Origin of the sequence: Planosporangium mesophilum, from assembly GCF_016863255.1 — a bacterium.
Taxonomy (GTDB): Bacteria; Actinomycetota; Actinomycetes; order Mycobacteriales; family Micromonosporaceae; genus Planosporangium; species Planosporangium mesophilum.
The window spans coordinates 1-12135 of sequence record NZ_BOON01000049.1; the positions used below are offsets into that span (position 1 = coordinate 1).

8 protein-coding genes are annotated in these 12135 nt (G+C 72.4%); 3 read left to right on the top strand and 5 right to left on the bottom strand.

Going from position 1 to position 12135, the window contains the following annotated elements:
• Positions 1-236: 236 nt before the first annotated feature.
• From Pme01_RS31575 to Pme01_RS24050, 4 genes are all read right to left on the bottom strand, one after another.
• On the bottom strand, positions 237-4742 hold the full coding sequence (locus Pme01_RS31575) for a response regulator (RefSeq protein ID WP_168113333.1): 4506 nt from the start codon (positions 4740-4742) through the stop codon (positions 237-239).
• A gap of 81 nt (positions 4743-4823) precedes the next feature.
• Positions 4824-5366, bottom strand: coding sequence for a hypothetical protein (locus tag Pme01_RS24040; protein ID WP_168113332.1), 543 nt, complete (start codon positions 5364-5366; stop codon positions 4824-4826).
• A gap of 38 nt (positions 5367-5404) precedes the next feature.
• A complete protein-coding gene (locus tag Pme01_RS24045; protein ID WP_168113331.1) occupies positions 5405-6868 on the bottom strand; it encodes a PQQ-dependent sugar dehydrogenase in 1464 nt (487 codons plus the stop codon).
• Positions 6869-7002: 134 nt separating this feature from the next.
• Positions 7003-7569: a hypothetical protein gene (locus Pme01_RS24050; RefSeq protein ID WP_168113330.1), complete on the bottom strand. Its 567-nt coding sequence runs from the start codon at positions 7567-7569 to the stop codon at positions 7003-7005.
• Positions 7570-7693: 124 nt separating this feature from the next.
• Here Pme01_RS24050 and Pme01_RS31690 point away from each other — a divergent pair, with 124 nt between their 5' ends.
• On the top strand, positions 7694-9484 hold the full coding sequence (locus Pme01_RS31690) for a serine/threonine-protein kinase (RefSeq protein WP_205863607.1): 1791 nt from the start codon (positions 7694-7696) through the stop codon (positions 9482-9484).
• A 33-nt stretch (positions 9485-9517) separates the two neighbouring features.
• On the opposite strand, the gene Pme01_RS24060 is transcribed toward Pme01_RS31690, so the two are convergent.
• On the bottom strand, positions 9518-10636 hold the full coding sequence (locus Pme01_RS24060; RefSeq protein WP_168113329.1) for a 5-methyltetrahydropteroyltriglutamate--homocysteine S-methyltransferase: 1119 nt from the start codon (positions 10634-10636) through the stop codon (positions 9518-9520).
• A 141-nt stretch (positions 10637-10777) separates the two neighbouring features.
• Here Pme01_RS24060 and Pme01_RS24065 point away from each other — a divergent pair, with 141 nt between their 5' ends.
• Together Pme01_RS24065 and Pme01_RS24070 are read left to right on the top strand one after the other, a co-directional pair.
• On the top strand, positions 10778-11575 hold the full coding sequence (locus Pme01_RS24065; RefSeq protein ID WP_239088425.1) for a hypothetical protein: 798 nt from the start codon (positions 10778-10780) through the stop codon (positions 11573-11575).
• Positions 11576-11633: 58 nt separating this feature from the next.
• Entirely contained in the window at positions 11634-12128 is a 495-nt protein-coding gene (locus Pme01_RS24070; RefSeq protein WP_168113328.1) for a GNAT family N-acetyltransferase, read from the top strand.
• The last annotated feature ends 7 nt before the right edge of the window (positions 12129-12135 follow it).

Below are 12135 nucleotides of genomic sequence, written 5' to 3' on the forward strand. Positions count from 1 at the left end.
CCGGGGAGGCCGGGTCGTAGACCGGGGAGGCCGGGTCGTAGACCGGGGAGGCCGGGTCGTAGACCGGGGAGGCCGGGTCGTAGACCGGGGAGGCGGTAGGCACGGTACGGCCGCGCGGTGCCGTCACGGACAACGCTGACACTCCATTCCAGGTCTGCCTGACACAAGACTCTTGCGATGGTGAACGACGACCGCCGGTGCCGGCGTACCCAGGCGGGTGCGAAGAGGGAGCCGCCTCAGGTCACACCGAGCGCCGCGCGCAGCGCCTGGCAGGTTCGCTCGGTCTGCTCCTGGACCGCCGCGGCGAGGGCCGTCGCGGTGGCCAGGTCGCTGGCGAGCGCCGCCTGCTCGAGATCGCCACAGGTGGCGGCGAGCTGCCGGCCGGCGAGCGTGCCGCTGCTGCCGCGGAGCCGGTGGGCGAGCCTCGCCAGTTCCTGTACGTCCGCCCGCGCGGCCGCGACGCGCATCGCGGCGGCCGTGTCGGGTGCGTTGCGCAGGTACGAGGTCAGAACGCGGTCGACGAACGCCGGCCCCATCTCGCGAAGCTCTTCGAGCGCCTCGGGATCGAGGAGTGCCTCAGGGTCGAGGAGTGCCTCAGGGTCGAGGAGTGTCTCAGGGTCGCCTGATTCCTCGGTGGCGGCGCCGGGCTCGGCCACCACCCGCTCGCCGATGTTGGTGCGCAGCACCTCGTCGAGCCTGTTCTTGCGTAGCGGCTTGGCGAGGAAGTCGTCCATGCCCGCGTCGAGGCAGCGCTGCTCGTCCGTGGCGAGGGCGGACGCGGTGAGGGCGATGACGGGTGTCTCGCTCACCGGCGCCGGCATCCGCCGCAGTCGCTCGGTTGCCTGGAAACCGTCGACGCCGGGCATCTGGCAGTCCATGAGTACCGCGTCGTAGCGCCGCTCGCCCAGCATGCGCAGGGCCTGCTCGCCGTCGGCCGCGACGTCGGCCGAGTAACCGAGGCTGGCCAGCATCTCGACGACCACCTGTTGGTTGACCTCGTTGTCCTCGGCGACGAGGATCCGGGCGATCGGAGCATCAGCCGGGGTGCGGGACGCGGTCGCGGTCCCGGCCGGCGGCCTACCGGCCGCGATCCCGGCCGCGGTCCCGGCTGCGATCCCGGCCGCGGTGCCGGCTGCGGTCCCGGTCCCGGTCCCGGCCTGCGCCCGGCGCGGCTCGGCCGCACCCGCGCGGGGTGCCCCGCCGAGCAGTCGCATGAGGGCGGCGCGGAGCTGGGCGGAGCGAACCGGCTTGGTCAGGTACGCCTCGATCCCGCACTCGCGGGCCTTCTGCGCCTCGCCGGGCTGGTTGGTGGAGGTCAGCATCGCGAGGTGGGTGGCGCTGAGGTCGTCGTCGGCGAGGACGGCGCGCGCTACCTCGATCCCGTCCAGACCGGGCATGTGCATGTCCAGCAGGGCGACCGCGTACGGGTCACCCTCCCCGGCGGCGCGCCGGAGCACGTCCAGCGCCGCCGCGCCGTCGGCGACCGCCGACGGGCGCATCTGCCACATGGCGAGCAGGTCCTGCACCACCTTGCGGTTGGTGGGATTGTCGTCGACGACCAGTACCCGTACCCCGGCCAGATCCGCCGGTACCGGTGGGCTAGCCAGTGACGTGGTGGCGCTGGGCAGCGGCAGCGTGAAGGTGAACCGGCTGCCCGCACCGACCTCGCTGACCAGCCCGATCGTGCCGCCCATCAGCTCGATGAGCTGCCGGCTGATGGTCAGCCCCAGGCCGGTCCCGCCGTAGCGGCGGGTGGTGGAGGCGTCGACCTGGGTGAACGCCTCGAACAGGTGCTCCTGGCGGTCGGCCGGGATACCGATACCGGTGTCGACCACGGCAAACGTGACCTCGCGGACGCGGTCTTCACCGACCGCCTCGCCGACGGCGACCTCGACGATCACCTCTCCCCGCTCGGTGAACTTGACCGCGTTGGCGACCAGGTTGGTCAGGACCTGGCGGATGCGGTGCGCGTCGCCGCGTACCGTCGGCGGCAGCGCCGGGTGTACCACCGCGGCGATCTCGAGCCCCTTGGCCTGCGCGGTGGCGGCCAGCAGGCTCACCACGTCCTCGGCGAGGGCCCGCACGTCGAAGTCGACCGGGTCGATATCCAGCTTGCCCGCTTCGATCTTTGAGAAGTCCAGGATGTCGTTGATGACGTTGAGCAGGGCGTCGGCCGAGTTCTGCACGGTGTTTAGGTAGTCGCGCTGCCGGGCGTCGAGCTCGGTCTCCAGCAGGAGCGTGGTCAGCCCGATGACCCCGTTCATCGGGGTACGGATCTCGTGGCTCATGTTCGCCACGAACTCCGACTTCATCCGGGAGGCGGCCAGCGCCGCGTCCCGGGCGGCGGCCAGCTCGGACTCGTATCGCTTGCGCTCCGTCATGTCGCGCACGAACGCGCTGAAGGTCACGTCGTCGCCGCTCGCCGAGGACCACACGGTGATCTCGGCGGGGAAGACCGTACCGTCGCGGCGGCGGACCTCGACCTCGATGCGCTGGTCCGGCAACGTGGACCGGCCACCGGCCAGTATCCGCTGGAAGCGCTCGGCGCGGTCGGCCGAGTCCACGCCGGGGACGACGAGGTCGGTCACCACACGCCCCAGCGCCTCCCCGGCGGACCAGCCGAAGATCTTCTCGGCCTGGGAGTTCCAGTGGGTGATGAACCCGCGCGCGTCGATCGAGATGAACCCGTCCCCGGCCGCCTCCAGGATGGAGCTGACCTGCTCCTCCCGTTTGGCCACGGCAATCTCGGCGATCCTCCGGCGCCGCTCGGCCCGTACCGCGAGGACCAGCCCGAGCAGCAGCACCTGGGCCAACAGGGAGGCGACGCCGAAGATTCGGCCGGCGAACCGGTCGGCCCCCGCGTACGCCTCGCTGGCCGGTATGTCGGCCACCACCGCCCAGCCGAGCCGGGGGATCGACCGGTAGGCCGTTACGGTATCGACGCCGTTCTCGGCGTCGCGGACGATGCCGCTACGGCCACCCAGCGCGGCCGCCAGATACTTGTCGTCTAGGCCCGAGGGCAGCCCCGGCTTCTCGCTGCCCGGACCGGCGAGCAGGGCGCCGTTCCGGTCGACCAGCTTCACGCGGATCTTCTGTACGTCGGCCACCCGCGCGGTGAACGCGGAGACCATCTCCAGGCGCAGGCCGATGCCGATCGAGCCGACGACCCGGCCGCCGCTCATCACCGGGGCGGTCACCGCCACCGTGCGTGGCTTGTCCGGCAACGCCGCCAGGTACGCCTCGGACACGTACGGCTGGCCGGTTCGCATGACCCCCTGGAAGTAGTCGCGATGGGCGAAGTTCTGCCCGATGAAGGGCGCCGGCGGGTCGAACGCCAGCATGGTCCCGCGCGCGTCCATCGCCCAGACGCCGATGAACTGCGGGTTGCGCGACTGTAGCGAGGCCAAGTGGTCCTGGAGCTTTGCCGGGTCGGCCTGTTCTCCCGCAGCCATCTGCGCCACCACGCCCGGCCGTTCGGCATACGAGGCCGCCAGCGCCTTGATGCCGTTCAACTGGTCGACCACGTACGTGACGCTGACGTCCGCCCCGGTCGTCAGCCGGCGCCGTACCTCGGTGTCCACCGTGCTCCGGGCCTGGGCGACGGCGAGGTAGGTCAGGCCGGCCAGCGGCAGCAGCGCCAGGACGAGGAACCCCGCACACAACCGCACCGCCGACCGGCGGAGCATTGCACGGGCCGCGGGGGTCATGAGGGCGGCGTTCATGGGATCGGAGCCACTCGCGGTCGAGACACGCAGCAGCAACAGCGCGGTCACCACGATCGAGCCGCCGGCGACCACGCCGACATCGTTGGCCGACGACTCGAATGCCCGGACCATCAGCAGGATCGGCAACGGCAGGACGACGGCGGCCGCGAGTACGGGCTGCAGCCGTCGCGGCACGGTGAACCGCAGGCGGGAGTCGCCGCGGTACAGCGCCGCCGCCGACAGGACCGGGAACGAGATCAGCCACCAGGCGAAATTGGGGCCGCCGAGGCGGAAGGAGCCGGTCAGGAGTCCGACGTTCAGCACCGTGTCGCCCACGAACTGCAGCGCGACCCAGAGCGACAGCAGCACCGACCGCACCGGTACCGACCGGGTTGCACGGTCGACGCCGAGTGCCAGGGAGACCGCCGCGGCGAGCAGGAGCAGGTCCATGACGGGGTACGCGAAGTTCAGCAGTTGCTGCCACGCGGTGAATCCGGGCGCGGTTGCCTTGTCGGCGAGGACGGCCCACATGATCACCGCGACGACGGTGGTGACGATCGCCGCGTCGAACAGCGCACGCCGGTCGGCGCCGTGTCGGCGGCCCAGCAGGGCCAGGCCGAGCACGGAGACCGCGTACGACGACAGGTACAGCCCGTCCGCTACGGACGGGGCGTGCAGGGTGACCGACGCGGCGACCGGGTACAGGTACCAGCAGGCCCAGGCGACCGTGTTCAGCACCTGCCCGATGGCCAGCAGGTACCAGCCGGCGGCCCCTTCGGATCGCAGCGGAATACCGGGGCGCAGCGGAGTACCAGGCCGGCGCCACCGGGTACCGGCCAGCAGGGACGCCGCGGTCACGGCGCTGAGCACGATCATGAGCAGCGGTCGCGCCAACCTCTCGGGCAGCGCCGGGCCTTCGGGCAGCAGGAAGAACAGCGCGGCGCCGGCGAGCTGCGCAACCGCGCAGACCAGCCAAGCGACAGAGACCAGCGGGGCAGAGGCCAGCCGGGCGGCCCCCCTCGGGCCAACCCGGCTCATCGCGTACCCACGTCGAAAGCTCCCATAGCGGATGCCTCATCGGCACCCGCCGGGCCGAGTCAAGGGAACCCGGGCCCGGGGTTACCCGTCAGGCCGGTACAGGACCGCCTTCGGTGCCGCCTCCAGCAGGTACTCGCGCAGGGCCAGCTGATGTCGCGTCTTCTCGGCGATGACCGGCTGTACCAGGTCGACGACGGCCGGCAGGCCCATGGCCAGCGCCAGCTGCTCGATGACCGCGAAGCCGTTGGTGGAGTCCAGGTTCGTCAGGGTCAGCTCGCGTACGTTGCGCCAGTCGCCGCCGCGGGCGCCGGCCGCGAGGCCTTCGACGCGCGCCACCACCTCACGCGTCCGGGCCAGCATCGAGGCGCGGACCTCACTGGGCGGAAGCTCGTCCTCACTGAACGCGACGTACAGCTCGTTGATCAGTGCCTCGTGCCTGCGGGCCGACTCGATCAGGTCGCCGATCCGGTCGCGGAGGCGCGGGTCGGCAACCTCCTCGACGGTGTCCTCGAGCAGCTTGCGGTACGTGGCCTGCAGCAGCGTGGCGGTCTCGAGCCACTCCGCTGAGCGGTCGACGTACCCGCGCCAGGTCCGACCGTCGACCTCGACCACGAGTGGTCGCATGGGCGATGCCACCTCGACTCCCTCCTCACCACTCCCCGTCACCGGCGCGTGATCCGCCAGAGCACGCCCGTGTGCCCGTACGACACGTGCCTGCCCCCGTCCACGTGCGACACCCCGAAGTCGAGCACGTACAGGCTGCGCCCGTCCGGGCTGAACGCGCAGTCGACCGGGCGCTCGATACCGCCGGTACCGTGCGCGGACGCCGGCCCCGGGTGTCGGTTGCGCAGAAAGTCCCCGGCCGTACCCTTCGCCACGTCGACCCCGATGACCCTGAAGCCGTGGTCGACATCCTGGCTGCGTGGCGAGGTCAGCGGCGCCAGCGAGCCCCACTCGCAGGCGAACAGCCGTCCCCGGTGGCCGAACAGGTCGGACCGGCAGACGTCCATGTTCGCCATGCCCGAGTGCGGCAGCTCGACGTACGCCGGCGGCCCGGCCCAGGCCGGCGGCTCGGCGATCAGCCGCCGTGCCGGCCGGCCCCGCTGCGGCAGGTGCCTCTGCTCCCAGACCGGTCGGCCGTCGGCGCAGATGTCGGGGAAGCCGTACCAGTCGGGCGTGCGCACCGAACCGGGCTCGGTGCGGGCGTTGCGGATGCGCCAGATCCGGTCGGGGTCGTTGGCGACCGCCCGTTCGCCGGCCTCGGCGAAGCCGTTGTCGGAGACGTACAGCTCACCGTCCTCGCCGAACGCCATCCCGTACGGGTTGCGGACCCCCCAGGCCAACAGCTCCATCCCGGTGCCGTCCGGCTGCGCGCGCCACACGCCAGTACTGCACTTGCGGGCTCCCGCCACCCGCTCGGTGCGGTTCGCCGGCACCCCGAACGGCTTGAACGCACCCGTCTCGACCGGGTACGGGTACTGCGCGGTGACGTCGTACGTGTCGACGTTGTCGCCGGTGAGCACGACGTCCTGCCCGGGTGCGTCGTGGGCCGCCGGGTGCCGGGCGAGGTCGGCGCCGTAGTCCTGCGGCAGCACCACGCCGTTCCGGGACACCGACCCCTGGGCGAAGTACATCAGGCCGTCCGGCCCGAACACCGGCCCGCCGGGTTCGTGCCAGCCACTGTCGGGCAGGCCGTCGACGACCACGGTGCGCTCGCCGGTGGACAGACCGTAACGGACGATGCTCGAGTGGTAATCACCCTTGTCGGCGACGTACAGGTAGCCGCCGTGCACGGTGGCGCCGCGCGGCCGCTCCGGCGGCTCCTCGCCGAAGACCGCCAGGTCGCCCGCGGGGTCGCCGCCCCTAGGGTCGCCGCCCCTAGGGGCATAGCGCAGGATCCGCGCCGGCAGGTACGGCCGGGGCGGCCAGGTGCTGCCGCCCTCGATCAGGAAGAGCGTCCCGTCGTCGGCGAACGCCATCCCGGTCGGCATCGACAGGCCGGCCAGCACCACCTCCACGTCGTACCCGTCGGGTACCTCCACGTCGGCCGGGTCCAACCGGGGGCGGGCCGGCGTCGGCAGGTGTCGCAGCGTCTGCGCCGAGGCGGAGACTGTCGGAAGCGTCACGGGCCCATCCCTCCGGCGCGCTGGTCGACCGCGGGGCGACACTGACTACCCGCAGAGCGCGGGGGTGACACTGACTACCCGCAGAGCGCGGGGGCGACACTGACTACCCGCAGAGCGCGGGAAAAGCGGACCGGCTAGCCGAAGGGCGCCAGCACCCGAGCCGCCCGGGCTCCGACCCCGCGAACCACCCCTCGCGGCTTCTCCATTTCGAAGGCTACGGAGCTCACCACGATGAGCGCGCCGGTGAGGGCGGGAACCAACCACTGCGCGATCCGTTGCCGCCGCTGGGCGACGCGCACCTCCTCGGGGGTCTCCCGGGCCGGCTCGGTGACGCCCGCGGTCGGGGCCTCGCGAGCCTTCTCCATCTTCATGCCGAGCCACCGGCTGTACCCGGTCGCGCTCAGCGCGGCGAGCGAGAGGCAGGTCAGGAGGTTCTTCATCGGCGGTCCCTCCTCGTCCCCGTCGGGCCGGCGCTCGGACATCCTCATGCCCACACCCCCGATCAGGTAGGCTCCGATCGCCGCCGCGTTGATCGGGGTCCACCGATCCCAGCCGACGGAGGCGACCCGCAGCCGCTCCCGAGGGTCCCTGATCTGGGCGGCTGCGCCATTGAGGCCGACCACGCCCATCAGTGAACCGCCGAACCAGGCGGCAAGACCCACGTCGTGCATCGCCTTCAAAATCGGATCGCGTTCAGCCATATTCGCCTCCCCCGCGGATGGCCACCTTCGGGACGCTCCAGCGCTACCCCGGCCGGACCCTCCTACACGCGAGTGCTCAGGCCCACAATCACGCATAGATCAAGCACGAGTTGGGTACGGGTCGATGGTGTTATCTACAGGTGACGTGCTCAGCGACCGCTACCGCCTTGACGAACCCGTCGCCGACGGCGGTATGGGCGAGGTCTGGCGGGCTACCGACGTCTCGCTCGGCCGGACCGTGGCGGTCAAGGTGCTGCGATCGGCGCTGCTGACGGACCCCGGCTTCGACGCCCGCTTCCGGGCCGAGGCCCGCATGATGGCGGCCCTGACCCACCCCAACGTCGTCGACGTGTACGACTACGGCCACAGCCCGTCGGGCTCCGGCGGCGACGTGGCGTTCCTGGTCATGGCGTACGTGGACGGCGAACCGCTGTCCCGCCGGATCGCCGACGCGGGTCGGCTGTCGCCGGCCGAGACGATGTCCGTCGTGGCCCAGGCCGCCGAGGCGCTGCACGCGGCGCATCAACGCGGCATCATCCACCGCGACGTCAAGCCGGCCAACCTGCTGATCCAGCCCAGCGGCATGGTGACGCTGGTCGACTTCGGAGTGGCGCGGTCACCGGCGGTGACCCAGGTCACCGCCGCCAACTCCATCCTCGGTACGGCCATGTACATGGCGCCGGAGCAGGCGTCGGGCCGCGAGGTCTCGCCGGCCACCGACATCTACGCGCTGGGCGCGGTGGCCTACCACTGCCTGGCCGGTCACCCGCCGTTCGAGGGGGACGGCCCGCTGGAGATCGCCCTGCGGCACGTGTCCGAGGAGCTGCCGCCGTTGCCGAGTGACATCCCGGCGGCCGCCCGCGCGCTGGTCGAGCGGTCGATGGCCAAGGACCCGGCCGACCGGTACGACTCCGCCGCCCAGCTGGCCGCCGCCGCCCGCTCCGTGATGGCGGGGCGGGGCGCCGTGGCGGCCGCGGTACGAGCGGCGACGGCGCGGGCCGCGACGGCCCGGGCGCTCACCTCGTCACGGCCCGGGTCCGCGCGCCAGGCCTCGGCACGCCCCGCGGCGGCAGACCCGGCGGCGACAAAGGCTGCGGCGACTGCGGCGGCTGCGAACGCGAGCCCCGCAGCCCCGGCGGCGAACCCCGCGGCGACGATCCCGATGGCCCGCGCCGCGTCCGACACCGCAAACCGGACGGCCGGCGCGCACCCGGCGGCCAGCAAGCGCCCGGCCAGCGTGGTGGCCTGGGCCTTCCCCCAGGAGCGGGACGAGCGGACCACGCCGGACCTGCCGCTACCGCTCAGCCCGGCGGCGCCGGGCAGCGGGTACGCACCGGACAGCGGGGCGAGGCCGGGCAGTGGGTACGCGACGGGCAGCGGGTACGCGCCGGGCAGCGGGGCGAGGCCGGACAGCGCCTCCGAGCGAGCACCGCGCAGGCGTCCACGGCTGGCCGTCCTCGCCGGCACGGCCACCGTCGTACTGATCGGCCTTGTCGCCGTCGCAATCCTGTTCAGTCCCGCGAAGCAGTCCGGCAGGGCCCCGGTCGAGGGGCGCAACCCCGGCGCACCGGCCGGTTCAGCGCCGAACCCGACGGCGGGCACCGACGGAACCGCCGGGGTGTCCGCCACCGGGCCGGCGATGCCGGTACGGGCCAGCAACCCGGCGGCCGTACCGCCGCCGGCAGCCGTCCCGCCGGGCGGTCAGAACACCGTCCCCGCCGGTCAGAACACCGGCCCCGCGCCGGCCCCGACCACGGCAGCGCCGGTACCGACCACGGCGGCACCGACGCCCACCCAGCCGCCGGCCACTCCGACTGTCGAACCGACCCCGACGAGCACCGGCGGCACCGGCGGCACTGCCGGCGGCTCGCCCAGCGGCGGCTCGCCCAGCGGCGGCTCACCCGGTACGCCGTGACACCCGTGCGGTGAGGTCCGCACACCCGGGGGTCTAGCCCCAGACCTCCTCGGCGGTCTCGACGATCAGCCGCAGCTTCGCGACCTGCTCGTCGTAGGTCAGGGTGTTGCCCTCCACAGTGGACGAGAAGCCGCACTGGGGCGACAGGCACAGCTGGTCCAGCGGCACGAACTTGCTGGCCTCGTCGATACGGCGCTTGAGGGTGTCCTTGTCCTCCAACGTGCCCCGCTTCGTCGTCACCAGGCCCAGCACCACCATCTTGCCGGGCGGCACGAAGCGCAGCGGCTCGAACCCACCGGAGCGGGCGTCGTCGTACTCCAGGAAGAAGCCGTCCACCTCGAGCTGGTTGAACAGCGCCTCCGCCACGAAGTCGTAGCCGCCCTCCGCCGCCCACGAGGAGCGGAAGTTCCCCCGACACATGTGGGTCGTCACGGTCATGCCCTCCGGACGCCCGGCGAGCGCGGCGTTGATCTGCCTGATGTACCGCTCGTGCTGGTGCTCGGCGTCGCCGCCGCGCTCGGTCACCATCGCCCGCTGACGCGGGTCGTTGAGGTACGCCAGGCTGGTGTCGTCGAACTGCAGGTACGTGCAGCCCAGCTCGCCCAGGCTGCGGACCTGCTCCGCGTACGCGGCGGACAGGTCGGCCCAGAACTGGTCCAGGTCGGGGTAGACGTCCGGGTCGATCGCCGCCCGGCCACCCCGGTAGTGGACCATGCTCGGGGACGGGATCGTAAGCTTCGGAGTCGCCGTCGTCACGGTGTCCTTCAGGAAGCCGAACGCGTCGGCGAAGATGGTCTCGTTGAGCGTGATCCGGTCGTCGACGCGCAGGGCCGCCGAGGAGAAATCGAGTTCGCCGGCCTCGTTGTAGAAGTGAACCTGCAGCTTCTCGTCGGTCGACCGGACGCCGCCGAGCTGGTAGATGAAGTCCATGTGCCACGAGGTGCGCCGGAACTCGCCGTCGGTCGCCGACCGCAGGCCCACCTCCTCCTGCGCGCGTACGACCTCGCGGATGCACTCGTCCTCGATCTCGCGCAACTGCTCGGCCGAGATGGAGCCGTCGCCGTATTCGGCGCGCGCCCGAAGCAGGCGGGGCGGTCGCAGCAGGCTGCCGACGTGGTCGGCACGAAACGGCGGGCGGGTACGGACGGCCATCAAATCCTCCTTGGTAACTGGAACCACCCTTGTGGATATGCCCTCGCCCCCGGTCGGGGCAAGTAGGCCGGCGTAGGCTTTCTGCCGATGGGCTCCGATCACCCGATGGGCTCCGATCTCCCGATGGGCTCCGATCTCCCGGTGGGCTCTGACTTCGAGGAGCGTGACCTCGAAGAATGCCTCGCCGGCTTCGCGACGACGCTCGGCCCGTCCCAGCCGTACCGGGATCCGCGCCCCTCCGAGCGGGGACTCGCGGCGGTCGCGCTGGGCAGGGCGGTGAGCCCCGGTCCGGACGAGCCGGACGCTTTCGTCCAGCTCGGCTTCTCACACACCGACGAGGTCGACAGCGCCACAGGTCGCCGGTACACCCGGTACTCCGGCGGGGCGTGGGGCGTCGTCGTCGTCGACCTCTCCGCCCCGGCGCGCCTGGTCGTCGAGGTGCCGCACCCCAACTCCGACCTGCGTACCGAGCGGATGGGGGCACACCTGTTCCGGCTGGTACCCGGCTCGGTGCTGCTGATGGCCGGGGCGCACCGGCGGGCCGGTCACGGGGCGGCGGACGTGGCGCACAACGAGGGCTCCCTGTTCAGCGCGCTCGCCGCCGAGGCGGCCAACCGGCGCCTGCCCCAGGTGCAGCTGCACGGGTTCGCCGACCGTAACCTGCCCGACGTCGACGCGGTCGTCGCGACCGGCGGCGCGGCCGCGGTACCGGCGGCCGCCCGGGTCGCCGACCGGCTCCGGGACGCCGGCCTGGCCACCAGCCGGTCGTGGGAGAACCCGCGCGGGTACCTCGAAGGCGTCGGGAACGTCCAGGCACGGGCCGCCGCGCGGGCCGGTTCGGTCTTCCTCCACCTGGAGTTGAGCTGGCGGGTACGGGGTGATCCCCGGCTGCGGTCGCTGGCGGTGGAGGCGATCGCGGCGGCTGGTCTCCTCCGGTAACTGGTCTCCTCCGGTAAACAGCCGCATCGCCGTCCGCGTGCCGGTACCGTCGACCGGCGTGACCGTGACACTGCGCGCGATGACCGAGGACGAACTCGAGGCGCGGATCGACGACCTCGTCGACGAGTACGCGCTCGACCTGCACCGGTCACGCGGGCTGCCGCTGGACCGGGCCCGTACCGAGGCGCAGCGGCAGACCGCCGACCTGCTGCCCGACGGGGTGGCGACCACCGGAACGCTGATGTTCACCGCCGAGGCCGGCGGCGCCGCGGTGGGCTGGATCTGGCTCAGCCTTTCCACGCCGCACCAGCCCGGATCGGCCTGGATCTACGAGATCACCGTCGACGCCGAGCACCGCGGCAAGGGGTACGGCCGGGCGCTCATCCGGGCCGCCGAGGACGAGCTGGCCCGGCGGGGCGTGACCCGCCTGGCGCTCAACGTGTTCAGCCACAACACGGCGGCGATCCGGCTGTACGAGAGCGTCGGTTTCCACACCACCAGCCTTCAGATGGCCAAGTCGATCGGCCCGGCGGCCGAGCCGGCGAAGTGGTGACCCGACC

What these genes read in the sequence shown, in the direction of transcription:
- Pme01_RS24040 (WP_168113332.1), bottom strand. Translation starts at nt 5,366, where the DNA reads ATGCGACCACTCGTGGTCGAGGTCGACGGTCGGACCTGGCGCGGGTAC.
- Pme01_RS24050 (WP_168113330.1), bottom strand. Translation starts at nt 7,569, where the DNA reads ATGGCTGAACGCGATCCGATTTTGAAGGCGATGCACGACGTGGGTCTT.
- Pme01_RS31575 (WP_168113333.1), bottom strand. Translation starts at nt 4,742, where the DNA reads ATGAGCCGGGTTGGCCCGAGGGGGGCCGCCCGGCTGGCCTCTGCCCCG.
- Pme01_RS31690 (WP_205863607.1), top strand. Translation starts at nt 7,694, where the DNA reads ATGGTGTTATCTACAGGTGACGTGCTCAGCGACCGCTACCGCCTTGAC.
- Pme01_RS24060 (WP_168113329.1), bottom strand. Translation starts at nt 10,636, where the DNA reads ATGGCCGTCCGTACCCGCCCGCCGTTTCGTGCCGACCACGTCGGCAGC.